Source organism: Pseudomonas sp. Hz4, from assembly GCF_054898165.1.
The window spans coordinates 1,464,338-1,489,884 of the sequence record NZ_CM142719.1; the positions used below are offsets into that span (position 1 = coordinate 1,464,338).

Sequence of the window (25,547 nt, forward strand, 5' to 3'; positions counted from 1 at the left end):
GGTCAGTCATTGATGATGTCGACTGACATTCCGCTATCGCAGGCAAGCCAGCTCCCACAGGGGCAGCGGCGCCCGATGCTTAGTGCTGCAGAATCTTGTTAAGGAAGTGCTGTGTACGCTCGGCGCGGTGGCTGATGTCGCCGAAGAAATCCTCTTTCTTGCAGTCTTCGATGATCTTGCCCTGGTCCATGAAGATCACCCGGTCCGCCACTTTACGGGCGAAGCCCATTTCGTGGGTCACGCACATCATGGTCATGCCTTCGTGGGCCAGTTGCACCATCACGTCGAGTACTTCATTGACCATTTCAGGGTCCAGCGCCGAGGTCGGTTCGTCGAACAGCATGACGATCGGGTCCATCGCCAGCGCACGGGCAATCGCCACACGCTGTTGCTGTCCACCGGAGAGCTGGCCCGGGTGCTTGTGGGCGTGGGCGGAGAGGCCGACGCGCTCAAGCAATTGCAAGCCTTTCTTGTTGGCTTCTTCCTTGCTGCGCCCCAACACCTTGATCTGCGCGATGGTCAGGTTTTCGGTGATGGTCAGGTGCGGGAACAGTTCGAAATGCTGGAACACCATGCCGACGCGCGAACGCAGTTTCGGCAGGTCGGTCTTCGGGTCGGCGATGGACGTGCCATCGACCACCACGTCGCCTTTCTGGAACGGTTCCAGGGCATTGACGCATTTGATCAGCGTGGATTTGCCGGAACCGGACGGCCCGCACACCACGATCACTTCGCCTTTTTTGACCTCGGTGCTGCAGTCAGTCAGTACCTGGAAGTCCCCATACCACTTGTTGACGTTCTTGATAGAGATCATACGGCGAACCTTTTTTGCAGACGCTTGACCAGCAGCGAGGCGGCAAAGCTGATTGTGAAGTACGTGAGCCCTGCGAAGATCAGGAACTCATTCGAGCGGCCGATGATGTCGCCACTGGCACGCGAGGCATTGAGGAAGTCCACCAGGCCGACCGCATAGACCAGCGAGGTGTCCTGAAACAGGATGATGCTCTGTTGCAGCAGCAGCGGGGTCATCTTGCGGAACGCTTGCGGCAGGATGATCAAACGCATCATCTGGCCATACGTCATGCCCAGGGCCTGGGCAGCACCCATCTGGCCCTTGGGAATCGACTGCACGCCAGCCCGGACGATTTCGCAGAAGTACGCCGCTTCGAACATCATGAACGCCACGATGCAGGAAGCGAACGCGCCGATCGGGGTGTCTTCGCCGGTGATCCAGCGCAGCACGAACGGCACCGCCAGGTAGAACCAGGTGATGACCAGCAGCAGCGGGATCGAACGGAAGTAGTTAACGTAGGCGCCGGCAATGTTCGACAGCCATTTGCTGTGGGACAGGCGCATCAGTGCCAGGATCGTTCCGAGGATGATCCCGCCGACCACGCCCAGCGCCATCAGTTGCAGGGTCATGACCATGCCGTTCCACAGGCCCGGCAGGGACGGGATGATGCCCGAGAAGTCGAATTCCATCATTTACCCCCTACGGAGATCAGGCCCGGTACGGCCACTTTTTTCTCGACCATGCGCATCAGCAACATCAGGCCCATGTTCAGCGTGAAGTAGATCAGGGTCGCCAGGGTGAAGGCTTCGAACAGGTTGGCGGAGAACTCGGCGGTCTGTTTGGTCTGCGCAAGCAACTCCATCAGACCGATCAGCGAGGCCACGGACGAGTTCTTGAACACGTTCAGGAATTCCGAGGTGAGCGGCGGAATGATGATCCGGTAAGCCTGGGGCAGCAGCACGTTCCAGTAAACTTGCGGCAGCTTGAAACCCATGGCGCGAGCGGCGGCTTCCTGGCCGCGAGGCAACGCCTGGATGCCGGTACGCACTTGTTCGCAAACCCGCGCGGCAGTGAACAGACCCAGGCACACGACGACACTGAGGAAGGCCGAAGTGGTCGGGTTAAGGTCCTGTTTGTACCAGTCCTGCAGGTTTTGAGGCAGTAGATCGGGCACCAGGAAGTACCAGATGAACAGCTGAACCAGCAGCGGCACGTTACGAAAAAGTTCGACGTAGCAGGTCGCAATGCCCGATACGATGCGGTTCGGCACGGTGCGCATGACACCCAGAATCGAGCCCAGCAACAGGGCAATAATCCAGGCCACGACGGCGATGGCGATGGTCCAGCCCAAACCGGAGAGGTACCAGTCGAAATAAATTTCGCTGCCTACGCCGGTGGACTTGAAGAACACGCTCCAGTCCCAGTTGTAATTCATTAGGGTCTCCCCTCAGATCGATCGATGTACAAATGCCCGCCTGGGGGAGCTCCGTTCCCGCCCGACCTTGACGGTCAGGCACACACGAGCGGCTCGACAGCCACCGGTTCGAGTGTTTCCAAAAATGCCAGCAGGGAGTGACAACCCCTGAAAGGGCAGTGGCCCTCTCAGGAGATAAGGTTAGTCAGAAATCAGGACTTCTTGTCGTCAGCCGCTTTATCGGTCGGATTGGCGATCAATTCCTTGATCTTCTCGCTCATCGGGAAGTTCAGGTTCAGGCCTTTAGGCGGGATTGGCTGCATGAACCATTTTTCGTAGATCTTGTTGATCTCGCCCGACTTGTAGGTCGCGACGATTGCGTCGTCCACAGCCTTCTTGAACGGCTCGTCGCCCTTGCGAACCATGCAGCCGTAGATTTCATAGGACTGGGCAGTACCGGTTACCGACCAATCAGCAGGCTTCTTGGCCTTGGCCATTTCACCGGCCAGCAAGGCGTCGTCCATCATGAAAGCAACGGCACGGCCCGATTCCAGCATGTTGAAGGACTCGCCGTGGTCCTTGGCGGAGATCACGTTCATGCCCATCTGCTTGTCGGCGTTCATCGACTTGAGGATACGCTCGGACGTGGTGCCGGCGGTGGTCACGACGTTCTTGCCTTTCAGGTTGTCGAAGTCCTTGTACTCCGAAGCGGTTTTCGACAGCAGGCGAGTACCCACTTCGAAGATGCCAACGGAGAAGTCAACTTGCTGCTGACGTTCGACGTTGTTGGTGGTGGAGCCGCACTCGACGTCCACGGTGCCGTTCTGCACCAGCGGGATACGGGTTTGCGAGGTGACCAGGTTGTATTTGACCTGGAGGTTCGGCAAGTCGAGGTCTTTCTTGATGGCTTCGACGATTTTCATCTGGATATCGTGGGAGTAGCCAACCGGTTTGCCGGAAGCGTCCGCGATATAGGAAAACGGAATGGAAGCGTCACGATGCCCGAGGGTGATAACGCCGGACTCTTTGATCTTCTTCAGGGTGCCGGTGAGTTCGGCGGCGAAAACTGGAGTGCTGATCAGAGCGGCAGCAATGGCTGCGCCCAGGATATGGGGAACGATGCGCATCAAATTTTCCTCGACATTGTTTTTTTTATGGAGCCAGTTCATCGGCCCTTTGTGCTTCGAATGCTTGCCGGCTCCCGAAGGGTTGGCACAGCGGACATTCGTCCAAGAGTGTAGAGCATGACTCGTGCCAGGCCAGGCCTGACAGATCAAATCATTGATTTATAAGGGTATTAAATATTTATGGCGCAGATTTTGACGTTGGCGAATCCGGTTAACCGAATCGACCGACAGGTCTCGTTCGGAAAACCGAATGGTGTTTGGGGCCGCTAACGCCACACCGGCAACAAACCCAGTGAAAACAGGACATGTGAAACTGCACTGATCGCGCCGAAAAACAACACCAGGGCAATCATGGGCTGGCCTCCCCAGACGCGATACCGCGGGCTGCCGAAGCGTTTGCGTGAAGCGCTGGCCAGCAATGCCGGGGTAATGACGGCCCAGAGGGTCGCCGCCAGACCGGCGAAACCGATGGCATGGATAAACCCTTCGGGCCACAACAACCCGCAGAGCATGGGCGGTAGGAAGGTGGTGGCTGCGGTTTTCAGGCGACCTCGCGGGCTGTCGTCAAAACCCAGCACATCGGCCAGATAATCGAACAGCCCCAGAGTCACGCCGAGAAAGGAGCAGGCAACGGCGAAGTTGGAAAAAAGGGTGAGGAATACGTCGATTTTTGCGCTGTTGAGCATTGCCCCCAACGCGCTGATCAGTACGTCGATATTACCGCCACGCTGAGCGATGTCCTTGAACCCATCCCGGGGAATGTTCCCCATGCTGCAAACCATCCAGACGACGTAGAGCCCAAGCGCGATGAGGGTACCGCTGATCAGGCAGGCACGGATACGCTGCGGGTCTTTGCCGAAGTGTTTCATCAGGCTGGGAACATTGCCGTGAAAGCCGAAGGACGTCAGGCAGAAGGGCAGGGTCATTAGCAGGTAAGGGAGGTAGTGGCTATCCGTGGCGTTTCGATTGAGCAGTGTCGCCGGTTGCACATGATCGAGCAGCCCGCCGAAGGTCAGGAAAAACGCGATGATCTTTGCGCCGAATATCACCGTGGTCACCCGGCTCACTGCCGCCGTGCTCAGCCATACGATGAGCGCGACTGTCAGGGTGAAATACAAGCCCCCGGCACGTGCCGACAGATTCAATCCCAATGACTGGGCGCTGTGATGAATGACCGAACTGCTGGCCGAGATGTAGGCGTAGGTCAGCGTGTACAGGACAAAGACGATGCTCAAGCCGTTCAACACATTCCAGTGACGACCCAACAGGTCTTTGGTGATCGTTGAAAAACTGGCGCCCGGACGATAGTTGAGGTTGGCCTCAAGAATCATCAATCCGGAATGCAAGGTACAGAACCAGGCAAACAACAGGACCGCGACGGAGCCATAAAACCACAGGCCGGACATGACGACCGGCAGCGAAAACATGCCGGCGCCGACAATGGTGCCACCGGTCATCATGGCGCCGCCGACCACCGAGGGCGACCGTTCGAGTGCGACGGGGGTAGCGGAAGAGGACGAAGAAGTGCTGCGCATGGCAAGGCCTGCATCTGAATTATTAGAGGGCTGTTCTTTCAGCGGACGGAAAGGTCGGCGTACGAAAGGATCAGCGCCATTCAGCGTTGCTGATGAATGGCGCCGACAGCGCATTAGTGCATGGCCAGCAAGCGTGACAACTGACGGGCTCTCTCCAGCAGCAGGCTGTCCTGCCCGGGTAACGCGTCGAACGAGAGTCCGACCGGCAGCGAGTGTTTTTCCGCTACCGGAACGGTGACACTGGGGGCGGCCAGGTTGCTCGCCGGGTCGGTGTTGCGCACGAACGTTTCGAAGTTGCTTTCTGCTTCGCAATCCGTGAGCAACGGTGCCGTGCAACTGACGGTGGGGTACGCAATTACATCCAGTTGATGGGCATTGAACAGACGGCTGTATTCACGACCCAGCTGCAGTTTGCTCATCAATGCCTGTACATAGTCCGTGTAGGAAATAGCCGGGCTCTCAAGTTGCGCCGTCAGTATTTTCTTGATGCCTGGGTCCTGGATCTGCGCCAGGATGCTCAGGAAACGGTCGCCCCAGCCTTCTTTCATCAAGAAGCGCGGGAAGTCGATAAAGAACTCATAAATCGGCAATGGGAACTGAATGCTCTCGTTGATTTCCCCGATCAACAGGTCATCGACCGGAACCAGCTCCACGCCCCGATCTGCCAGTACCTCGATAGCCGCGAAGCAGTCCCGTCGGACTTTTTCGTCGAGGTCGGCCCAGAGGAATTTTTCCGGTATGCCCACCCGTAGCGGTCTGTTGTTGTCTAGGGCCGCGGGGCGGGTCCCGGTCAGAAGACGGTGGATGAACTGGCAGTCTTGCAGTGTGCGGGTCAGTAGCCCCGGCGTGTCCTTAGTCTGGGAAACGGGCACGATGCCGTCGACCGGGTAACAACCCGTGGTGGGGCGGAACCCGACGATCCCGCAGAACGCTGCGGGTATGCGCACCGAGCCGCCGGTGTCGGTGCCCACGGCGCACGGCACAAGACCGGCGGCGACGGCTGCCGCACAACCACCGCTGCTGCCGCCTGCGCTGTAGCGTTCGTCGGCCGGGTTGACCACGGCGCCGTGGGTTCGGTTGGCCGACGTCACCCCGAACGAAAGTTCATGCATGTTGTTTTTACCAACGACCCTTGCCCCCAGCGCCTTGAAGCGCTCGACAATCCCGGCATCGGACAACGGGTAGTAAGCGGCCAGTCCCGGCGTTCCGGCGGTGGTCGGCATGCCGCTGACATTGATGTTGTCCTTGAAGGAAACGGGAATGCCATACAGGCCTGCCTCTCGGTCGACGCCTGGGGCGCTCTCGAACGCGGCCGGATCGAACGTGATAAAGCTGTTCAGGTGTTGATGATTAAACTGTTTCTCGCGCAGGGATTGGTGCCAGGTGTCCAGACAATGGCGGCCACCGCGAAATCCGCTGACGAGTTCTTCAATTGAAAGCTGGCTATACATAAAACGGGTCTCGGCTATAGAGATGGAGGCTTGCGATGAAGGCATCAGCAATAGCGGTATTGAGCGTGCAGCCCATCCAGCGGATTGTCGACAATCAAGTCGCCACCCAGACTGCTGATCACCGCACAGGCACTATTTAGCGCTGTTTGAATGGCGCCTTCCGCCCAGCCACCGGTGAAAGAGCAGCCGCACCCGGCGAGGTACAACCCCGTGTCCTGTTGTGGATCGAGGGCCGTTTTGAATTGGTAGAACAAGCGCTCCGAGTAGATATCGTCACCCGGAAAATTGAGTTTGAAGGCACCCAGCGAATGCTTGTCGGTCAGCCAGTCATACTCCAGGACGTAGCGCTGGTAGTTACCATTGAGCGGTAGAAGGTGGCTGGCAAACTTTGGTGCGCTCATGGCCAGTTCATCGACAAGACGCAAGCAGCGTTGAACTTTGTCGGTCATTGAAACCATCTTGTGGGAGTCGTCTTCCCAGGTGTAGCTAATCAATACCACACCCCAGGAGTCAGGGTCCTGCGGCGCGTAATCGAGGCAATACACGCCCTTCACCAGGGTGTCCGTCTGGATGTTCTGTGGCAGACCATGTTTCAACCAGAACTTGTCTTTGGTCAGGATGAACAGCTTGGACGAGCCGACCATGTGGGTTTCGTTGATCGCCCGGGCCACATCACGATTCACGAATGCCTGGTTCTGCGTGAGCTTGAGGTTCACTTGCAGCGCCCGGGTGGTGGTCGTGGTAATCACCCGGTCGCAGGCATAGGTTTCGCCATTGCTGCCAGCCAGCAGGATTTCACCGTTATGGCCCTTGTTGATGGATTCGATGCGGGTGCGGCAGATTCGGTCGCGCAGTGGTATGCCGTTGAATGACGTATCGGCAATCAACTCCGACAGCGACGAGATGCCCATAGGCACCAGCCGTTGATTGACTTCGAGGCCATTGACCACCAGCCGCAGAATCTCGGTAAAGGAGGCGCGGTACACCGATTGAAAACCGCCTGAGCCAATCCCCAGCGAACCGAATAGATGGAAGTCTTCGGGTTTACGCCACTGTTGTCCGCCGGGCGGGTTGCTGCCGGTAAAAATCCGCACCATGGCCGAATAGAACGAGCTGTCGCCGAAGCAATCCAGATAGCGCTGCCATTCCGGCTGCACTTGCGCGTAATTGTGTTGCTTCAGTAACTCGGTCAGTAACAACGGTGGCGCCAGGCAGGTGCCGTCATCGAAGATCACGCCTTCTTTCAAAAACGCATTCCAGCCACGATGGACCGTGCTGAAAATGGCCGGCGGCGGCTGCATGGCCGCCCAGTGATGAGTCTCACCGCGGTAGTGGATTTCAGTGTCCACGACGCCAGGGTCAGGAAACGCTTCAGTAGTTTCGATGCCGAACCGGTTCAGGTAGTGAAACAACCCGACCTCGCTGGGAGGAAAGCGCATTGCGCCCATTTCGGCGATGAATTGCGGGTGGTCATCGTCAAAGCGTTGGGTTAGCAAGCGACCGCCCAAGTGCTCCTCGGCGGCCTCGAACAGCGTGACCCGACGGGCGCCGGCACGGAGTAGTTCGTAGGCAGCGACCAGTCCGCTTAACCCGGCGCCGACAATGCCAATGTGTTTGTTGGTCGCTTCAGGTGGCAGGTAACCGATCGCATCACTGGCATTGCGCAAAAACTGGCCGTAGTCATACAACAAATCGACATACGGAAAAGAACAGGGGAATGTGGCTTCGTCGAAGCCGGTACTTATAACGTTCACGTGTGATTCTCGATAAATCAAATAATTAACTGCAGGCTTTCAATCGCTCGGGAGGGATTGAGCAGAAGTACTTTTTTGCCTTTGATTTTCCAGGTGCCTTCGGCGTTAATCAGTTGATGCTCAACGGTGACCGGGTAATGCCATTCGCTGTCCCCGCGGGCTTCGCAATAGAGCATGTTGGTACTGCTCAATGCGCTCAGCTCGTCATCTTCCATTCGGATCAGCGGAGACTGGGCGATATGCAAACTGCGACTTTTTGGCTGTTGCGAGTAGTTGCGCGCGTTGGCCAATCGGTTGATTCGCAACGTGGTCAGAAACCGGTCTTCATACAGCAACGAGGACTCATGAAGGGGGCTGGTCTGTTCTCGTCTCAACGGTATCCAGTAGGTGTATTCGGGGGTCAGCAGTTGTTGCCAGGCACTGAAATCCTGTTGGTCCAACAGCTGGATTTCGCTGGCGATCAACTGTTCGATGGCGTGTTTATTGTTCTGATCGAGTTGCATGGTTATCCCGCATCAAGTGCTGCCAGCTGTTGTAAAAGTTGCGCATCGCCATTTCGCTGGTGCCCGAAACCACGTGGGTCCGCTCATACGATTCGTTCAATTCAAAGAGGCGCGCCACGTTGACCCACTCGTTGGCGTCACTGCGCAATCCCTCCGTCGCCCGCTCGTACATTTCCACATCGTCGTGTGCAACCATCGAGCAGGGGGAATTGATCAGGTTGTTGTATTGGACGGTTCTTTCCAGCAACTGGATGGGGGCCCCCAACAACTCGAAGATCCAAGACTCGACCACCGTCTCCTGGGCGCTGATCGGCTTGATCACCCGCAACGTCTGGATCGGTCCCTTGACCATCAGGTTCGGGAAATAGACGGTGTTGTGTCGGGTGTCTTCGAGAATCTCGCTGGCCTGGCGTTCGCCATAACTCTGGACCATCAGCTCCCAGTAACCCGGAATATCGGCATAGGCTTTATGGATTGAGTTGCTGACGCCGGTATGCCCATGGCCGTTGGGCCAGATGCGAATGCCCATGTTGGCGAAAAACTCGTAGGACGCCATGAACGGTGAAAACAGCTCGACCGCCATGGGCGAAGGGCTGGTCTGGTCGCTGGTTTCCTTCCACAAGCGAATCGCCTCGCCCGCCGAGGACTCGTGGGCAATCATCGGGTGACAGGTGTCGGTCTGGTTATCGACGACCATTTTCCAGTTGCAGCGGTGGCGGTGCAGGAGCGGTTGGCCAACGACGCGCAACTGACCCAGGGGCGAGCGCAACACCATGTTGTCCAGCGTTGATAATGACTCGCCGAAAAACTCGTTGAAGTCGATGCCTTCGGCCTGGAGCCGGACAAACACAAAACCGCGATAATTCTCCACCGCCGCGACGGCTTGCATGCCTTTGTGGGCAGAGCACGCGCTGAGGTCGCACTCGTCGTATTCCTTCTTCACCGGAATACTCAACAGTTCGCCATCGGTCTTGAATGTCCACGCATGGTAAGGGCAGCGGATGAACCGGCCGACATGACCGCGAGGCTCGGCCAGCACTTTCACACCTTTGTGCGGGCAGCGGTTATGCAGAACAACAATCTCGCCATTTTTTTGCCGGACCATCGCCAAGGGTTGCTGTGCAATGTCGGTGGTGAAAAAGTCGCCGGGCTGCGGGATCAGGCTGTCGTGCCCCACATAGCACCAACTGGCGGCGAAGACGTTGTGTTGTTCTTGTTCGAAGAGCTGTTGATCAAGGAAGAGCGATTTGTGCACTTCTCTGCCGTTGAAGTAATTGTCCAAACGGTGTTCCTCGTTAGATCGCCAGCTTCAGGCGTTGGCTTTTAGCCCGCGAGACGCAGGGATAAATCCTTGCGCTACAGGCAGCTTCTTTTTCGCTCATGATGAAATCGCGATGATCGACTTCACCCTCAAGGACCTCTAGCGCGCAGACACCACACTCACCGCGTCGACAGTCGTAGAGCGGGTCAAGACCGGCCGCCTCCAGTGCCTCCAGCAAGGTTTGATCCTGATTGACGTTGACGCTGATACCCGACTCGACGGCGTCAATCACAAAGGCCGACGCATCGACTTCCCGAACCACGTTGAAGATTTCAAAATGGATGCGCTCGCGCGCCAGGCCATTGGCCTCGGCATGGTAAAACACGTCGTTGAGCATCGATTGCGGGCCGCAGACGTAGAGCCGGTCCTGTGGTGCCAGATCCGCCAGCACCTGGCCGATAGAGCGGCGGCCATCGGGCTGACTGGAGAAGTGCAAGTGCAGGCGCTCCTGCAGCAGTGCCTGCATTGGCAAGGCATAGGCCGCGTCGTCGTCGCTCCTGGCGAAATAGTGCAGGTGCGTGCTTCGATTCAATGACGTCAGGTGATGAAGGATCCCGGTCAGTGGCGTAATGCCGATGCCGCCGGCAATCGCAATGTCCCTGCCGACGCCTTCAGTGAGCGGGTAAGTGAACGTATTGAACGGGCCATCGAGCTGCACCGTGTCGTTGACTGTTAGCGAGCGAATACAGCGACTGCTGACTGAGTCGGCCGTGAGCCGGATGGCAAAGACGACGCTGTCTTGCGGCGTCATGCAGTCTGCCAGCTGTACCGCCGAGTAGTGCCGCCATTCATTCAGTTCGGGGATGAACCATTTGAAATGCGCGCCCGCTTCCGGCGCCGCACACCCCGGTGTTTGCGGGCTGACGGTGATTTCTTTGATAGAGGCCGAGAGCATTCGGCAATCAGTGATTGTGTAGTTCATACGAGAATCAGCTTTCCTGGCTTAGCGGCGTTTCATGCAGGTAGATCCATTGGGCGTTGTGGTGATGGATGCCAATGATCGCCACCGAAACCCGTGAGCTTTCGCGCTGGTCGAGGCGATGGGTTTCCTTGTAGCGGATCGCCACGCTGTCGCCTTCTTGCCAGACCGTCTGCAGGTCGCTGATGACGATCTCCAGGCCTGGCTTGGCGCCGACCGCCCCCTTGAACATCTGTTCGACCATCGCCCGGCTGACGATGGCGGCCGAAGTGGTGACCATGGTGAAGTGCTCGGCGAATGCCGACATCAGCGGCTCGAGCGCGGCCTGCCCCTTACCGTTTACATCGGTGAACAGGGTGTGGATCAGCTCGTGCACGTGATGAATGCTGTGGTGCGCCTGTTCAACTATTTTGTTGTGCATGACAGTCCTTTTGAGTGTTCAACTGACTCAGTTGAAAGAGTGGGAGCAGGCCCACCAGCGCGGCGATGGCGAAGGTCACGTGGTAGGCCTGGGTGGTATCGAAATGCTTCAAGAGCAGGTTGAAAACCATCAGGAAGAGGGCGGCGCCGATGCTGAATGACATCTGTCGGTTGATGTTCCAGATGACACTGGCCTTGTGGGTGTCATTGCCCTCAAAGTCCATCAACGACGTGGTTTGTGCTGTGTTGGCACCGATGCCGCCGCCAATTCCCATCAGGCTGTAGGCGATGACAATCACCAGAAGGTCTGAGGGATCGTTCACCAGTAACAGGGTGGCAATGCCGACGCTGTGCAACAACATACCGAGGGCAAACAGCCGCTTTGCGCCCATTCGGTTATAGACCCGGCCACAAATCAGCATCGCGATGAACGCGCCGATGGCGTAGAGAATCATGAACATCCCTGTCAGTCGGGCGCTGAAGTGCAGGGTGTTTTGCAGGAAAAAGATGCTCATCAAATTGACCCCCGTGAACACACCGGGAATCGCGTAGTAAATAAAGATGGAGGTGCTGAGTTTTTTGCTTTTGAGAAGGCTCAGTTCAATGATCGGGTTTTTGCATGTGCGGTAGTGCAGCCCGTACAGCACGACGAAAGCAACGCCGGCCATGACGAAGAGGGCGGCCAACCCTGCCGTAGCGTCGCCGCCATACAACGACATGCCCATCAGCAGGCTGCCGAGTGCCGCGCTGACCAACAACAAGCCCTTGATGTCGGGCCTGGGCAAACTCGTCGGCCGCGCTTCGTTGATCCAGAACCAGGACAACAATGCCGCGATCAGCGAGAACGGGATGTTGCTGTAGAACACCCAGCGCCAGGAACTGCTGTCGACGATGATGCCGCCGATGGTTGGTGAAATGGCGGGCGCTATCAGGGCAACGGCCATGACCAATGTGGATATTTTCGCCCGCTGCGCACCCTTGAACAGGTTGAACGTCAGCGCCTGGCCGACTGGAATCAACAGGCCGCCGCCAATCCCCTGGATAAAGCGCCAGATCACCAGTTCGTTGAAACTGTTGGCCAGCCCGCACATCCACACGGAGCCGGTGAACACGATCATTGAGGCGGTGAGGATTTCCCGGCTGCCAAAACGACCGGCCAGCCAGGTGCTGACCGGGATGATCAGTGTCAGCCCCAGAATGTAAGCGTTAGCCACCCAGGCAACGTCTGAAGTACTAACGTGCAACGCCGCCGATATACTCGGTAATGCGACCGCCGACATAAAGATGTTAATGCAGTCTATAAAAAAGCCGATCAGAAATATCAGTGCAACTTTGTAGCGATAGGTCATGTTGTTTCCCCTTTGCCGCAAAGCATAGGGGCGGTGGACTTGAACTGTCGATACGACTATCCTTGAAACAATGTTTGACAGGATTTAACAGTGAACCATATTGCTATGCACACTCATCTTAATCGGGTCCAGACATTTCTGGCCGTGGTCGATTTTGGTTCTTACACCAAGGCCGCCAATTACCTGAGCATCAGCAAAGCCATGGCTAGTCTGCATGTCAAGGCACTGGAAGACGTGCTGTCAGCGACGTTGTTGATTCGTAATACCCGAAATATATCCCTCACCGAAATCGGTCAGGACTTTTATGAAGAGTTCAAAGGTATTGTCGCGGATATTGATAATGCCTTTGATAATGTATTAAAAGGGCATAATCGGGTTTCCGGTAAACTGCGCTTCAGTTCCACCAGTGAATACGGTGAGGCGTATATTCTGCCGTTGATTCCGCAATTTATAGAGCGCTATCCGGAGATAAAACTCTGTTATAACTTTAACTCGTCACTCAATGATCTGGTGGCGGAAAAGTTAGACCTGGTTATCCGTTTAGGCAACTTGTCGGACTCGGCATTCAAGAGCCGTAAGCTGGCGGATTATGAAATTGTTTTGGTGGCTGCCGAGGCGTTTCTTGCGCGTCACCCGGTGCAAAATCCCCAGGACCTGAATTCGGTGCCGTGGATTGCCAATAGCAACCTGCAGGCACCGACTCAGTGGACGTTGCGTCATCCGCAACTGGGGATTGTAGAGATCAGCGGGATCAATCAGTTTGAATCCAATTCCTCCACGGCCATTCGCTCCATGACGTTGTCGTCCCTTGGGGTCTCGGTGCTGCCCGCGTGGGTGGTCAAGGACGACATTGCCAGCGAGCGGCTGATCCGCCTGTTGCCCGACTATTCGCTGCCCTCGCAGTCCGTCAACGTCGTGTTTCCCAATAACCCGCATTTGCCTCACAAATCGAGGGCGTTCATTGATTTCCTGTTGCTGCATCTGGCGCAATGAGCACCTACAAAAAAGCCCCTGAATCGTGAGATTCAGGGGCTTTTTAATCGGATTTCCGATCAGGCCGCTTCGATCTTGCTGCGGTTCTGTTCGACCTTGTTCAGGTAATCCGCAAGCTTTTCCTGTTCCGCCGGGGTGGTGAACAGCCCCAGCTTGCTGCGGCGCCACAGAATGTCGTGCGCCGTGGTCGCCCACTCTTCGCTGCACAGGTAATCGACTTCGCGGGTGTAGAGACCGCCACCGAGGTGTTCGCCCAGGTCGCTGAGGTTTTGCACGCCCTCAAGCATGCGCCAGGTGCGGCTGCCGTAGGTGGTGGCCCAGCGGCGGGAAATTTCGCTCGGGACCCAGTCGAACTTGTCGCGGATCAGCGAGCTCAGCGCCTGCGGGGTGGTCATGTCTTCGCCGCCCGGCAGGGTTGCGCTGGCGGTCCAGCTTGGCTTGATGTCTTTGAAGTACGGAGTCAGTTGCGCCAGCGCCGACTCGGCCAGTTTGCGGTAGGTGGTCAGCTTGCCGCCGAACACCGACAGCAGCGGCGCTTCTTCACCACTGCCTGACAGCGCCAGGGTGTAGTCGCGGGTGACGGCCGACGGGTTGTCGGATTCGTCGTTGCACAGCGGACGAACACCGGAATAGCTGTGCAGGATATCGTCGCGGCTGATGCGCTTCTTGAAATGGGAGTTGACCACTTTCAGCAGGTAATCAGTTTCACCTTCGGTGATTGCGACTTTCGCCGGGTCGCCGGTGTATTCGCGGTCGGTGGTGCCAATCAGGGTGAAGTGGTTCAGGTACGGAATGGTGAACACAATGCGCTGATCTTCGTTTTGCAGAATGTGTGCGTGCTCACCTTCGTACAGTTTCGGCACGATCAGGTGGCTGCCCTGGATCAGGCGAATGCCGTAAGGCGATTCCATCTTCAGGTCATCCCGAATGAACTTGGCGACCCATGGGCCGGCCGCATTCACCAGCGCCTTGGCGCGGATCGAAAACAGGCTGCCATCGGCTCGCTCCAAGTGCAGGTGCCACAGACCCTTGGTGCGACGGGCGCTGACGCAACGAGTCTGGGTGTGAACGTGGGCGCCTTTTTCGCGGGCGGCCATGGCGTTCAGTACCACAAGACGAGCATCGTCGACCCAGCAATCGGAGTATTCGAAGCCTTTAGTGATTTCGCTTTTCAGCGGACTGTCCGGGCCGAACTTCACGCTTTTCGAACCTTCGAGCTTTTCCCGCTTGCCGAGGTGGTCATAAAGGAACAGGCCGGCGCGGATCATCCAGGCCGGACGCAGGTGTGGGCGGTGCGGCAGCACGAAGCGCATTTGCTTGACGATGTGCGGGGCCTTGGCCAGCAGCACTTCGCGTTCGGCCAAGGCTTCGCGCACCAGACGGAATTCGTAATGTTCGAGGTAGCGCAGGCCACCGTGGATCAGCTTGCTGCTGGCCGACGAGGTGTGGCTGGCCAGGTCATCCTTTTCGCAAAGAAACACCGAAAGACCGCGACCGGCGGCATCCGCTGCGATCCCCACGCCATTGATCCCGCCACCGATGACGGCGATGTCGTAGACCTCAGCGAGAGGGGGCGTAGGCAAGGTAGAAGTGGGCATCGGCTGGCCTCGGGCTTTTATGATTTTCGGTATTGGAATTCGAACATTAATGTTCATTTGCGAAAATGGTAGCCCATAAAGTCGCCCACAGCCAGCTAACTTCGATTGAAAATACTGATCGAAGGGCCGTTAAAGGAAAATTTCCGAACATTTAGAGAGTGCTGGGAGTGCCTCTGTGGCGAGGGAGCTTGCTCCCGCTGGGCTGCGAAGCAGCCCCAAAACCGGCGATCGCGGTATTTCAGGAAAGAACATGTCGTCTGATCTGCGTCTGCTGCGCAGCCGAACGGGAGCAAGCTCCCTCGCCACAAGGGGGCGCGCTATTTTCGAAAGGGTTTAAACCACTTCGAGCCGAATCTTGTGCTGACTCAACAACTGCGCCAACGCAGGCACAGGCTGCTGATCGGTGACCAGGCAATCGATCAGGCTGATCGGCCCCAAACGAATCATGGCGTTGCGCCCGAATTTGCTGGAGTCAGCCGCCAGGATTACCTGTCGGGCATTGGCGATGATTGCCTGGGATACCCGAACTTCCTGATAGTCGAAGTCAAGCAGGCTGCCGTCTTCATCTATACCGCTGATGCCGACCAGGGCGAAATCAACCTTGAACTGGTTAATGAAGTCGACACTGGCCTGACCAACCACACCACCGTCACGCCGCACATTGCCACCGGTCAGCAGAACGTCGAAGTCGTCCTTGGCGCTGAGCATCGAGGCCACGTGGAGGTTGTTGGTGATGATTTTCAGGTGATTGTGATTGAGCAACGCCCGGGCAATCGATTCGGTGGTGGTACCGATATTGATGAACAGCGAGGCGTGATCGGGGATCTGCGCGGCAATGGCTTCGCCGATACGCTGTTTTTCATCGCGCATCTGGTCGGCACGCATGGCGTAGGCGGTGTTTTCGACGCTGGAATCGTAAGCGGCGCCACCATGGTAGCGACGCAACAAATTAGCTTCCGCGAGCTGATTGATATCGCGGCGAATGGTTTGCGGTGTAACGACGAACAGCGTAGCCATTTCCTCGATGCTGACATAGCCGCGTTCGCGGACCAGTTCGAGGATTTGCTGCTGACGGGGAGGCAGATTCATGGGGCTTCCTTTGGGCTGCCGTGCAAAATTTGCCCATGATGCCGCAGGAATCTGCTCCCGACCAGTTACAACCCTATTCGTGTCCCGGGCTTGGCTTATTCAGCGCCCTCGTGCGGTTCCCAATCGCGGGTGCGGCTGACGGCTTTTTTCCAGCCGGCATAGAGTTTTTCCTTCGCGGTTTCGTCCAGGGTCGGCTCGAATTCGCGCTCGATAACAGCCTTGCCGCGCAAGTCATCCAGGCTGCTCCAAAAGCCACATGCCAGACCGGCCAGGTAAGCCGCGCCCAGTGCGGTGGTTTCGCGCATTTGCGGACGCTCGACCCGAGTGCCGAGGATGTCGGCCTGGAACTGCATCAGGAAGTTGTTCGCCACTGCACCGCCATCCACGCGCAGGGACTTGAGGCGTTCGCCGGAGTCCTGTTGCATGGCGTCGAGAACGTCGCGGGTCTGGTAGGCAATCGACTCCAGGGCCGCACGAATAATGTGATCCACACGGACGCCGCGAGTCAGACCGAACAATGCGCCACGGGCATACGGGTCCCAATACGGAGCGCCCAGACCGGTAAAGGCTGGCACGAGGTACACGCCGTTGCTGTCCTTGACCTTGTTGGCAAAGTATTCGGTGTCGTGGGCGTCGTTGATGATCTTCAGTTCGTCACGCAGCCACTGAACGGTAGAACCACCGTTGAATACTGCACCTTCCAGTGCGTAAGCCACTTCACCGCGCGGGCCGCAAGCGATGGTGGTCAACATGCCGTGTTTGGACTTCACAGCTTTGTCGCCGGTGTTCATCAGCAGGAAGCAGCCGGTGCCGTAGGTGTTTTTCGCCTGGCCTGGCTCGACGCACATTTGGCCGAACAGGGCCGCTTGCTGGTCACCGGCGATACCGCCAATGGCAATGCCGCTTTTGGTGTGGCCGTAAATTTCGGACGAGGATTTAACGAGCGGCAGCATCTCGCGCGGAATATCCAGCACCTCCAGCATCTTCGCGTCCCATTCAAGCGTGTGGATGTTGAAGAGCATGGTGCGCGAGGCGTTGGTGTAGTCGGTGACATGCACCTTGCCGCCGGTAAATTTCCAGATCAGCCAGCTGTCGACAGTGCCGAACAGCAGTTCGCCGTTGCGCGCGCGCTCGCGGCTGCCTTCGACGTTGTCGAGGATCCATTTGAGCTTGGTGCCGGAGAAGTAGGGGTCTGTGACCAGGCCCGTGGTGTCGCTGATGTATTGCTCGTGGCCATCGCGCTTGAGTTGCTGGCAGATCTCGGTGCTGCGCCGGCACTGCCAGACGATTGCGTTGTAGATCGGGCGGCCGGTGGTCTTGTCCCAGACCACCGTCGTTTCGCGCTGGTTGGTGATGCCGATGGCGGCGACCTGGTCGTGATGCAGGCCGGCTTGAGCCAGGGCCTCGACCATCACGGCGCTTTGGGTGGCGAAGATCTCCATCGGGTCATGTTCAACCCAACCGGCTTGCGGGTAATGCTGTACGAATTCGCGCTGGGCGGTGCAGACCACGTTCGCGTCACGGTCGAAAATGATCGCGCGGGAGCTGGTCGTACCCTGATCGAGGGCAATGATGTAGTTCTTATTCTGAGTGTCGGTCATGTCGATTGCCTTGGACGAAAAAAGGGAGTGAGGTCCGGCGCGCGCTCTTAATGGGCAGGATCACGCGCCAACGGTATCAAGAAGTTCTTGGTTTGCCGTCAATGGCTGGTGCTGCATCCGTTGTAGCAGGTATGGCGCTGGGCAGATGACGGGCAATCAGCCCGCGATAAGCTGCAGCGCCGAGGCAGGCACCGACAATCGGTGCAAAAATTGGAATCAGGAAATACGGAATATCCCGCCCACCGGTGAAGGAAATTTCACCCCAGCCAGCGAAGAACGTCATCAGTTTAGGACCGAAGTCACGCGCCGGGTTCATCGCAAAACCGGTCAGCGGCCCCATCGAACTGCCAATCACGGCAATCAGCAGGCCGATCAGTAGCGGAGCGAGTGGACCCTTTGGCAAGCCATTGTTGTCGTCGGTCAGGGACATGATTACGCCCATCAGGATGGCGGTGATGATCACTTCAACCAGGAAGGCCTGTGTCGTGGACAAGACCGGGTTGGGGAAGGTGGAGAATACCGATGCCAATTCGAGGCTGGCCTGAGTACCACGAACCATATGGTGGGTTTGTTCGTAATCGAAGAATAAATTGCTGTACAGCGTGTAAACCAACAACGCTCCACAGAAGGCACCCGCTACCTGGGCGAGAATATAGAACGGCAGTTTGCGCTTTTCGAAGTCAGCGAAAATGCTCAGGGCAATACTGACAGCGGGATTGAGGTGAGCCCCGGAAACGCCGGCGGTCAGGTAGATCGCCATGCTCACGCCGATGCCCCAGATGATACTGATTTCCCAAAGGCCGAAGCTGGCGCCCGCGACCTTGAGCGCGGCAACACAACCCGTACCAAAAAAGATCAGCAGCGCAGTGCCCAGAAATTCGGCCATGCATTGGCTCGAGAGCGACGGTTGTTGTAAAGCAGTTGTCATTGAAAACCTCGTTTTTGTTTTTGTTTGGCGCTTTTTCATTAGGGTCAAAGCGCGATTTTCACCGAGGCAGGATCCCCATCCTGTTCTCGGCCTGCTGCTGGGTGCTGTGGTGAGACATTCGTACAGTATTCAGATTCGAAAAAATATAGACAAGAAACGCTGCTGTCAAAGGTCGAAAGTGAACCGTCAGTCACAATCGAACTATTAGTCACGTGAATGACCACATCGTTCACGCCGCAGGCTGAACATGGACGAACGGCGCAAGGCGCCGCCAAGCCTTTGAAATAGAGCCGTAATAGAGCCTTTTATTGATCAATGACCTAAAATTCAGCACAGTATTTTTCTTCTGTCGCCCAGCCTGGAGCTGCCATGACCCCCGCATTGGATTTGTTGAAAAAAGTTCGTGCCGAACATCGTGTGCACAGTTACGAACATGATCCGAAGGCAGCGTCCTACGGGCTGGAGGCCGCGGAGAAACTGGGATTGGCCCCGGCTCAGGTATTCAAGACCTTGCTGGCAGCCAGTGAGAAAGGTGAATTGCTGGTCGCCGTGGTGCCGGTCGTCGGAAGTCTGGACTTGAAGGGCCTGGCTCATGCTGCGGGCGTGAAAAAAGTCGAGATGGCCGATCCTGCCGCTGCGCAACGATCCACCGGTTACCTCTTGGGCGGGATCAGTCCGCTGGGACAGAAAAAGCGCTTGCGCACCTTTATTGATAAATCAGCTCAGCCCTTCACCAGCATTTTTGTCAGCGCGGGGCGACGTGGGCTGGAAGTCGAATTGGCACCCGCGGTGCTGGCCGAACATACCCAGGCGACGTTCGCTGATATCGGCCGCGCCTGACTCAGGGAGAAGGTTATGCAGCTTGAATTTCACCAGGTTGATGCGTTCAGTGATCGGCCCTTCAGTGGCAACCCGGCGATGGTCTATCGCCTCGATGCCTGGCTTGCCGATGAATTGATGCAGAAGATCGCCGCCGAGCACAACCTCGCCGAAACCGCCTTCGTGGTGCGCGAAGGGCAGGGCTGGCGCATCCGCTGGTTTACCCCGACCACCGAAGTGCCGTTGTGCGGTCATGCCACTTTGGCCAGCGCTTACGTTCTGTTTGAAATCTATAAAGAGCCGGTCGAGCGACTGGACTTCGTCTGCAAGTCCGGCCCGCTCAGTGTCAGCCGTGAGGGTGAGCGCTTGTGGCTGGACTTCCCGGCCATCGTGCCGTCGGAAGTGGGCGTGACCCTGGATGTCGAGCGCGCGCTGGGTGTGGAAGCGGTTGATGTGCTGGGGTCGAACGAGTTGTTCGTGGTGCTGGAGTCCGAGCAGGCGGTGCTTGAATGTCAGCCGAACATGGCGGCGCTGGCGAAACTGCCGTGGCCGGGGGCAATTGTCACGGCCAGGGGCAGCAAGCATGACTTTGTGTCTCGCTACTTCGCCCCGGCGACCGGCATCAATGAAGACCCGGTGACCGGCTCGACCCATTGCAGCCTGATTCCGTACTGGTCGAAACGTTTGGGCAAGTCGAGCCTGACGGCTTATCAGTGTTCGGCGCGGGGCGGAGAGTTGTTCTGTCGACTGGAAGCGGATCGGGTGAAAATCGGCGGGACTGCGACGCTCGTTGCGAGCGGTACGTTGATGCTCGGTTAACCGAAACCTACTGTGGGAGCGGGCTTGCTCGCGAAGGCGTAGTTTCAGTCGACATCATCATTGACTGAAACACCGCTTTCGCGAGCAAGTCGGATCGCCGCACCGCCGCTCCCACAGGAGTTGTGTTTATCAGTCAGCAGAGCTGTAGCGGCGCACGCCGGAGTCTATGACCGGAATTTGCGCCGCCGTACTGCCCGACGCCTGAAACAGCACCAAGTGTTCAGCCGCGACACGAATGCCAACCTCCGAACCCACCTGATGATCAGCATGGCTCGGGAAAATCGACTCCAGCTGCGCACCGGTCGGCATCTGCAAGCGATACAAGGTCGAGGCACCCTGGAAAGACTTGCCGACGATCCGCGCTTTCAAACCGTTGTCCGGTGCATAAACGATATCGTCCGGACGCAGCAACACATCCACCGCGCCGCCAACTGGCCAGGTGTAGGCACGATTACCGCGTAACTCACCCAATTCGGTTTGCACCGACTCGGGGCTGCTCAGCTGACCGCGAATGAAATAACCCTGGCCGATGAAACTGGCGACAAACGGCGTCAGCGGTTCGTGATACAGGTTGTAGGGCGTGTCCCACTGCTCCAGACGACCTTCCTTGAAAACCCCCACATGATCGCTCACCGCGAAGGCTTCTTCCTGGTCGTGGGTCACCAGAATCGCGCTGGTGCCACGGGCCTTGAGGATGTCGCGCACCTCATGGCTGAGCTTGCGTCGCAACTCGCCATCAAGGTTGGAGAAAGGTTCGTCGAGCAGCAGCAGTTGCGGTTCCGGTGCCAGGGCGCGCGCCAGTGCGACGCGCTGCTGTTGACCACCGGATAGCTCGTGCGGGAAGCGTTTGCCGAGGTTTTTCAGATTGACCAGCTCCAGCAACTCTTCGGTGACGCGATCCTTCTGCGGATGTTTACGGATCCCGAAGGCGATGTTCTCGGCCACGCTCAAATGCGGAAACAGTGCGTAGTCCTGGAACACCATGCCGATCCGGCGTTTCTCCGGCGCGAGGGTAAACCCGGCGCGGGAAATCGTCTCGCCCGCCAACTGGATTTCACCTTCGTGTACCGGTTCGAAACCGGCAATGGCCCGCAGGGTAGTGGTTTTGCCGCAACCCGAAGAGCCTAGCAGGCAGCCGATGTCGCCGGCATTCAAATGCAGGTTGAGGTTCTGCACGACCCGCTGGCCTTGGTAGCCGCAGGCGAGGTTGCGCAGGTTAAGCAGTAATGGATGGCTCATGCGTGGTGGTACGAAGGCGGGACGAGAAACTCGAGCAGGGCCTTTTGTGCGTGAAGACGGTTTTCGGCTTGATCCCAAGCAACGGAGCGTTTGTCATCGAGCAAGTCGACGCTGATTTCCTCGCCACGGTGGGCCGGCAGGCAGTGCATGAACAGCACGTCTTCAGCGGCCAGGTCGAGCAGGGCGCGGTTGACCTGGAACGGTGCAAACAGCTTCAGGCGTTTGGCGGTTTCCTCTTCCTGGCCCATGGAGGTCCAGACGTCGGTGCTGACCAGGTGGGCGCCGCGTACGGCATCCTTCGGATCGCGGACGATGGTGACCCGATCACCCGCCTTGGCCACGAACTCAGGGTTGGGTTCAAAGCCTTCCGGACAAGCGATGCGCAACTGGAAGTCGAACTGCATCGCCGCTTCTATATAGCTGTTGCACATGTTGTTGCCGTCGCCGATCCAGGCCACGGTTTTACCCTGGATCGAGCCGCGATGTTCAAGGAACGTCTGCATGTCGGCCAGCAATTGGCACGGGTGCAGGTCATCGGACAGGCCGTTGATGACAGGCACGCGGGAGTTGGCGGCGAATTCGGTCAGGGTGCTGTGGGCAAAGGTACGGATCATCACGGCGTCGAGCATGCTCGACATCACGATCGCGCAGTCGCCGATCGGCTCGCCACGGCCCAGTTGCGTGTCACGCGGCGACAGGAAAATCGCCTGGCCACCGAGCTGGATCATGCCGGCTTCGAACGAAATACGGGTGCGGGTCGACGATTTCTCGAAAATCATCCCGAGCACGCGGTTTTTCAAAGGCTCGAACAGTACGCCGCGGTTACGCAGGTCTTTGAGCTCAGTGCCTCGACGGATCACGCTGACCAGCTCTTCGGGCGTGCAATCCATCAGGGAGAGAAAGTGCCTTGCGCTCATCATTGACTACCTTTTTGCAACAGACCGCAGATACTCAAAGCCTTGTTTAACTGAAAAACGGGCGAGACCTGCGGCGTAAGCCGCACGGGGCGACGAAATAGGGGGAGGCGCGATATTGACATTAAATGTCGCGTTTTTCCAATAGGCTACGGTGTTTGGGGATTTCAGAGGGGCTACGGGATAACCGCAGTAGCGCTTTTGAAGCCTGTTTCCTGACAGCAGCCCGTCATTTGTACACTGGGGTCAGGGGGCTTTGCAATCAAACGGGACAGGGATGGCCTGGCAGCGGTCGGTTTCTGATCGGTCTTTCGACGCCTTTGTGCTCAGGATCGATCGATGTGTCTGGTATGAAACATTTGCTTATGCAAGGTGGCAGGTTATAACTAACCCACGAACGACGCAGGAAGCCTTCGGAATGGAATCGAAAGAACAACAGTTAATGGAGTTACTTGGCCTTACGGCTCGCTCACTGACCCATCTCACCGCTTCCATGACCTCGATGTCCTTCGAGTTGATGCGCAGTGAAGACGAAGTGACCAAGGCCGCCGGCCGGCGGATGATTGACCGCATGGCAACCATCAGCGCCGGGCTCGACGAGCACTGGCGATTGATCGGCGAACTCACGGGTGTCCATATCGCTCATGAGCAGATCGAAACCATTCAGGAGATCCAGTTGCAGGCGCCGCCGAGGCTGCCGCCGAACTGATCCCCGGCGGTCATCGGCTGGCCTGATGGTCGCCGATTCACAAGACGAACGTCGCTGGCGCAGTCGTGGGTCAGGCTCCATAGTTTTGTTCCCGCGGCCGATATTGCCCGCCCAGAACAAGACAGAGACTGGCCATGACCAAGACTCTCCATCACCGTGCGTGCCACTTGTGTGAAGCCATCTGCGGCCTGACCATCGAAACCACCGAGGTCGAAGGCGCTGTGCAGATCACTTCGATCAAGGGTGACCCTCAGGATACATTCAGCCGCGGACACATCTGTCCCAAGGCTGTCGCCCTGCAAGATATTCAGAACGATCCGGATCGTTTGCGTCAGCCGATGCGGCGGGTCGGCAGCGAATGGCAACCCATCGAGTGGGAAGATGCCTTCAGCCTTGTCGCCGAACGGCTGGCAGCGATTCAGGAGCGTCACGGGCAGAACGCGGTGGCGGTCTATCAAGGCAACCCCAGCGTGCACAACTATGGGCTGATGACCCACAGCAATTACTTTCTCGGCCTGTTGAAAACCCGCAACCGGTTTTCTGCGACCTCGGTTGACCAATTGCCCCATCACCTGACCAGCCATTTGATGTACGGCCATGGCTTGCTGTTGCCGATCCCGGACATCGATCACACCGATTTCATGCTGATCCTCGGCGGCAATCCGCTGGCTTCCAATGGCAGCATCATGACCGTGCCGGATGTGGAGAAGCGCTTGAAGGCCATTCAAGCGCGCGGCGGCAAAGTGGTGGTGGTTGATCCGCGTCGCAGCGAAACGGCGGCGATTGCCGATCAACATCTGTTTGTGCGCCCGGGTGGCGATGCGGCGTTATTGTTCGGGCTGCTCAACACCTTGTTTGCTGAAGGCCTGACCCGCGACAGTCATTTGCCGGTGGAGGGCCTGGATGAGGTGCGGGAGGCGGTCGCAAGTTTCACCGCCGAGGCCATGAGCCCACTGTGTGCAGTGCCCGCCGAACAGATCCGTCAACTGGCTCGGGACTTTGCGGCAGCGCCGACAGCGGTCTGCTACGGCCGCATGGGGGTCTCGACCCAGGCGTTCGGCACCTTGTGTCATTGGGTTGTGCAGCTGATTAACCTGGTCACCAGTAATCTCGATCGTGTGGGTGGTGCGTTGTGCACCGAACCTGCGGTGGACTTGGTGGCATCCACTTCAGGCGGGCATTTCAATCTGTGGCAGAGCCGGGTGTCCGGGCGTCCCGAATACGCGGGTGAACTGCCGGTGTCGGCACTGGCCGAAGAGATGCTCACCGAAGGGGAAGGGCAGGTCCGTGCGCTGATTACCGTGGCGGGTAACCCGGTACTGTCGACGCCCAATGGCCGCCAGCTCGAACAGGCACTGGACGGTTTGGAGTTCATGGTCAGCATCGACCTGTACATCAATGAAACCACGCGTTATGCCGACCTGATTCTGCCGTCCACATCGGCTCTGGAAAACGATCATTACGACACGACTTTCAATATGTTTGCGGTGCGTAACGTCAGTCGGTTCAACCGCGCGATCCTGGCCAAGCCCGACGGTGCGTTGCATGACTGGGAGATCTTCGTGGGGCTGGCCAGGGCCTTTGCTGCGAAGACTGGCAAAGCATTGAAACCAACCGTCGCTCCGGCGCAGATGATCGATCATGGCTTGCGGATGGGGCTGTATGGCGACGCTTCGACGCAAAAGCTATCGCTGGCGACGTTGTTTGATCATCCTCATGGTGTCGATCTTGGGGCATTGAAATCCAATCTGGCTCCGCGTTTGAAAACGCCTAATCAGCGAGTCCAGGCCGCGCCTGCCGTGATCCTGGCTGACCTCGCCCGCTTTGCGGCGTTGCAAGCACCGGCCGCCGATAAGTTGCTGATGATTGGCCGCCGTCATGTGCGCAGCAACAACTCGTGGATGCACAACTATCACCGCTTGGTGAAGGGCAAGCCGCGCCATCAATTGCTGATGCACCCGGATGACCTGGCCAGTCGTGGGCTCAACGACGGGCAGCGAGTGCGGGTCAGTTCGCGAGTCGGGGCGATCGAAGTTGAAGTGCTCGGCAGTCTCGATATGATGAAAGGCGTGGTCAGCCTTCCTCACGGCTGGGGGCATGCACGGCCGGGTGTGCAGATGACAATTGCCAGTGGCCAGCCGGGCTCCAGCGCCAATGACTTGACCGACGAGTGCCAACTCGATGAGTTGTCGGGCAATGCGGCGTTGAACGGTGTGCCAGTGACCGTGGTGGCGGCTTGATCAAGTCTGTCG

The 25,547-nt window shown here is 57.7% G+C and carries 23 protein-coding genes; 5 read left to right on the plus strand and 18 right to left on the minus strand.

What is annotated here, in order from left to right; all coding sequences use genetic code 11:
• Positions 1-79: 79 nt before the first annotated feature.
• The 12 genes from ACYZTR_RS06515 to ACYZTR_RS06570 form a co-directional block, all read right to left on the minus strand.
• A complete protein-coding gene (locus ACYZTR_RS06515; protein WP_461977397.1) occupies positions 80-814 on the minus strand; it encodes an amino acid ABC transporter ATP-binding protein in 735 nt (244 codons plus the stop codon).
• Positions 811-1,482: an amino acid ABC transporter permease gene (locus ACYZTR_RS06520; protein ID WP_461979602.1), complete on the minus strand. Its 672-nt coding sequence runs from the start codon at positions 1,480-1,482 to the stop codon at positions 811-813. Before ACYZTR_RS06520 ends, ACYZTR_RS06515 begins: the two co-directional genes overlap by 4 nt.
• Positions 1,482-2,228: an amino acid ABC transporter permease gene (locus ACYZTR_RS06525; protein WP_461977399.1), complete on the minus strand. Its 747-nt coding sequence runs from the start codon at positions 2,226-2,228 to the stop codon at positions 1,482-1,484. The genes ACYZTR_RS06520 and ACYZTR_RS06525 overlap by 1 nt, the downstream gene beginning before the upstream one ends.
• Before the next feature lie 191 nt (positions 2,229-2,419).
• Positions 2,420-3,334, minus strand: coding sequence for a glutamate/aspartate ABC transporter substrate-binding protein (locus tag ACYZTR_RS06530; protein WP_461977401.1), 915 nt, complete (start codon positions 3,332-3,334; stop codon positions 2,420-2,422).
• Positions 3,335-3,600: 266 nt separating this feature from the next.
• On the minus strand, positions 3,601-4,869 hold the full coding sequence (mtr, locus tag ACYZTR_RS06535) for a tryptophan permease (RefSeq protein WP_461977403.1): 1,269 nt from the start codon (positions 4,867-4,869) through the stop codon (positions 3,601-3,603).
• 113 nt (positions 4,870-4,982) lie between these two features.
• Positions 4,983-6,320, minus strand: a complete 1,338-nt coding sequence (locus ACYZTR_RS06540) for an amidase family protein (protein WP_461977405.1) — start codon at positions 6,318-6,320, stop codon at positions 4,983-4,985.
• Between the two features lie 44 nt (positions 6,321-6,364).
• Complete coding sequence (locus tag ACYZTR_RS06545; protein ID WP_461977407.1) at positions 6,365-8,074, minus strand: NAD(P)/FAD-dependent oxidoreductase; 1,710 nt, start codon at positions 8,072-8,074, stop codon at positions 6,365-6,367.
• A 17-nt stretch (positions 8,075-8,091) separates the two neighbouring features.
• Complete coding sequence (locus ACYZTR_RS06550; RefSeq protein ID WP_461977409.1) at positions 8,092-8,577, minus strand: aromatic-ring-hydroxylating dioxygenase subunit beta; 486 nt, start codon at positions 8,575-8,577, stop codon at positions 8,092-8,094.
• Complete coding sequence (locus ACYZTR_RS06555; protein ID WP_461977411.1) at positions 8,555-9,859, minus strand: Rieske 2Fe-2S domain-containing protein; 1,305 nt, start codon at positions 9,857-9,859, stop codon at positions 8,555-8,557. Before ACYZTR_RS06555 ends, ACYZTR_RS06550 begins: the two co-directional genes overlap by 23 nt.
• Positions 9,860-9,872: 13 nt before the next feature.
• A complete protein-coding gene (locus ACYZTR_RS06560) occupies positions 9,873-10,820 on the minus strand; it encodes a flavin reductase family protein (protein ID WP_461977413.1) in 948 nt (315 codons plus the stop codon).
• A 7-nt stretch (positions 10,821-10,827) separates the two neighbouring features.
• Positions 10,828-11,238, minus strand: a complete 411-nt coding sequence (locus ACYZTR_RS06565; RefSeq protein ID WP_461977415.1) for a DUF4440 domain-containing protein — start codon at positions 11,236-11,238, stop codon at positions 10,828-10,830.
• The gene (locus ACYZTR_RS06570; RefSeq protein ID WP_461977417.1) at positions 11,219-12,586 is read right to left on the minus strand and encodes an MFS transporter; all 1,368 of its coding nucleotides are present in this window, start codon (positions 12,584-12,586) and stop codon (positions 11,219-11,221) included. The genes ACYZTR_RS06565 and ACYZTR_RS06570 overlap by 20 nt, the downstream gene beginning before the upstream one ends.
• Before the next feature lie 105 nt (positions 12,587-12,691).
• Here ACYZTR_RS06570 and ACYZTR_RS06575 point away from each other — a divergent pair, with 105 nt between their 5' ends.
• Positions 12,692-13,579, plus strand: a complete 888-nt coding sequence (locus tag ACYZTR_RS06575) for a LysR family transcriptional regulator (protein WP_461979604.1) — start codon at positions 12,692-12,694, stop codon at positions 13,577-13,579.
• A 59-nt stretch (positions 13,580-13,638) separates the two neighbouring features.
• Here the strand turns inward: ACYZTR_RS06575 and glpD are convergent, their stop codons facing one another.
• From glpD to ACYZTR_RS06595, 4 genes are all read right to left on the minus strand, one after another.
• On the minus strand, positions 13,639-15,177 hold the full coding sequence (glpD, locus tag ACYZTR_RS06580) for a glycerol-3-phosphate dehydrogenase (protein ID WP_461977419.1): 1,539 nt from the start codon (positions 15,175-15,177) through the stop codon (positions 13,639-13,641).
• A 333-nt stretch (positions 15,178-15,510) separates the two neighbouring features.
• A complete protein-coding gene (locus ACYZTR_RS06585; RefSeq protein ID WP_007916700.1) occupies positions 15,511-16,266 on the minus strand; it encodes a DeoR/GlpR family transcriptional regulator in 756 nt (251 codons plus the stop codon).
• Between the two features lie 95 nt (positions 16,267-16,361).
• On the minus strand, positions 16,362-17,867 hold the full coding sequence (glpK, locus tag ACYZTR_RS06590; RefSeq protein ID WP_461977421.1) for a glycerol kinase GlpK: 1,506 nt from the start codon (positions 17,865-17,867) through the stop codon (positions 16,362-16,364).
• Positions 17,868-17,943: 76 nt separating this feature from the next.
• Positions 17,944-18,795: an MIP/aquaporin family protein gene (locus tag ACYZTR_RS06595; RefSeq protein ID WP_461979606.1), complete on the minus strand. Its 852-nt coding sequence runs from the start codon at positions 18,793-18,795 to the stop codon at positions 17,944-17,946.
• A 369-nt stretch (positions 18,796-19,164) separates the two neighbouring features.
• Between ACYZTR_RS06595 and ybaK the strand changes: the two genes are divergently transcribed.
• Together ybaK and ACYZTR_RS06605 are read left to right on the plus strand one after the other, a co-directional pair.
• Positions 19,165-19,635, plus strand: coding sequence for a Cys-tRNA(Pro) deacylase (gene ybaK / locus ACYZTR_RS06600; protein WP_461977423.1), 471 nt, complete (start codon positions 19,165-19,167; stop codon positions 19,633-19,635).
• A gap of 15 nt (positions 19,636-19,650) precedes the next feature.
• Complete coding sequence (locus ACYZTR_RS06605; RefSeq protein WP_461977425.1) at positions 19,651-20,433, plus strand: PhzF family phenazine biosynthesis protein; 783 nt, start codon at positions 19,651-19,653, stop codon at positions 20,431-20,433.
• 129 nt (positions 20,434-20,562) lie between these two features.
• Here the strand turns inward: ACYZTR_RS06605 and ACYZTR_RS06610 are convergent, their stop codons facing one another.
• Positions 20,563-21,672, minus strand: coding sequence for an ABC transporter ATP-binding protein (locus tag ACYZTR_RS06610; RefSeq protein ID WP_461977427.1), 1,110 nt, complete (start codon positions 21,670-21,672; stop codon positions 20,563-20,565).
• Positions 21,669-22,589, minus strand: coding sequence for an ornithine carbamoyltransferase (gene argF / locus ACYZTR_RS06615; RefSeq protein WP_461979608.1), 921 nt, complete (start codon positions 22,587-22,589; stop codon positions 21,669-21,671). Before argF ends, ACYZTR_RS06610 begins: the two co-directional genes overlap by 4 nt.
• 415 nt (positions 22,590-23,004) lie before the next feature.
• Here argF and ACYZTR_RS06620 point away from each other — a divergent pair, with 415 nt between their 5' ends.
• Complete coding sequence (locus ACYZTR_RS06620) at positions 23,005-23,295, plus strand: hypothetical protein (protein WP_461977429.1); 291 nt, start codon at positions 23,005-23,007, stop codon at positions 23,293-23,295.
• A 134-nt stretch (positions 23,296-23,429) separates the two neighbouring features.
• Entirely contained in the window at positions 23,430-25,535 is a 2,106-nt protein-coding gene (locus tag ACYZTR_RS06625; RefSeq protein WP_461977430.1) for a molybdopterin oxidoreductase family protein, read from the plus strand.
• Positions 25,536-25,547: the final 12 nt, after the last annotated feature.

Coding starts and splice junctions, on each gene's coding strand:
- ACYZTR_RS06515 (WP_461977397.1), bottom strand. CDS start 814: ATGATCTCTATCAAGAACGTCAACAAGTGGTATGGGGACTTCCAGGTA.
- ACYZTR_RS06520 (WP_461979602.1), bottom strand. CDS start 1,482: ATGGAATTCGACTTCTCGGGCATCATCCCGTCCCTGCCGGGCCTGTGG.
- ACYZTR_RS06525 (WP_461977399.1), bottom strand. CDS start 2,228: ATGAATTACAACTGGGACTGGAGCGTGTTCTTCAAGTCCACCGGCGTA.
- ACYZTR_RS06530 (WP_461977401.1), bottom strand. CDS start 3,334: ATGCGCATCGTTCCCCATATCCTGGGCGCAGCCATTGCTGCCGCTCTG.
- mtr (WP_461977403.1), bottom strand. CDS start 4,869: ATGCGCAGCACTTCTTCGTCCTCTTCCGCTACCCCCGTCGCACTCGAA.
- ACYZTR_RS06540 (WP_461977405.1), bottom strand. CDS start 6,320: ATGTATAGCCAGCTTTCAATTGAAGAACTCGTCAGCGGATTTCGCGGT.
- ACYZTR_RS06550 (WP_461977409.1), bottom strand. CDS start 8,577: ATGCAACTCGATCAGAACAATAAACACGCCATCGAACAGTTGATCGCC.
- ACYZTR_RS06560 (WP_461977413.1), bottom strand. CDS start 10,820: ATGAACTACACAATCACTGATTGCCGAATGCTCTCGGCCTCTATCAAA.
- ACYZTR_RS06565 (WP_461977415.1), bottom strand. CDS start 11,238: ATGCACAACAAAATAGTTGAACAGGCGCACCACAGCATTCATCACGTG.
- ACYZTR_RS06570 (WP_461977417.1), bottom strand. CDS start 12,586: ATGACCTATCGCTACAAAGTTGCACTGATATTTCTGATCGGCTTTTTT.
- ACYZTR_RS06575 (WP_461979604.1), top strand. CDS start 12,692: ATGCACACTCATCTTAATCGGGTCCAGACATTTCTGGCCGTGGTCGAT.
- glpD (WP_461977419.1), bottom strand. CDS start 15,177: ATGCCCACTTCTACCTTGCCTACGCCCCCTCTCGCTGAGGTCTACGAC.
- ACYZTR_RS06585 (WP_007916700.1), bottom strand. CDS start 16,266: ATGAATCTGCCTCCCCGTCAGCAGCAAATCCTCGAACTGGTCCGCGAA.
- glpK (WP_461977421.1), bottom strand. CDS start 17,867: ATGACCGACACTCAGAATAAGAACTACATCATTGCCCTCGATCAGGGT.
- ACYZTR_RS06595 (WP_461979606.1), bottom strand. CDS start 18,795: ATGACAACTGCTTTACAACAACCGTCGCTCTCGAGCCAATGCATGGCC.
- ybaK (WP_461977423.1), top strand. CDS start 19,165: ATGACCCCCGCATTGGATTTGTTGAAAAAAGTTCGTGCCGAACATCGT.
- ACYZTR_RS06605 (WP_461977425.1), top strand. CDS start 19,651: ATGCAGCTTGAATTTCACCAGGTTGATGCGTTCAGTGATCGGCCCTTC.
- ACYZTR_RS06610 (WP_461977427.1), bottom strand. CDS start 21,672: ATGAGCCATCCATTACTGCTTAACCTGCGCAACCTCGCCTGCGGCTAC.
- argF (WP_461979608.1), bottom strand. CDS start 22,589: ATGAGCGCAAGGCACTTTCTCTCCCTGATGGATTGCACGCCCGAAGAG.
- ACYZTR_RS06620 (WP_461977429.1), top strand. CDS start 23,005: ATGGAATCGAAAGAACAACAGTTAATGGAGTTACTTGGCCTTACGGCT.
- ACYZTR_RS06625 (WP_461977430.1), top strand. CDS start 23,430: ATGACCAAGACTCTCCATCACCGTGCGTGCCACTTGTGTGAAGCCATC.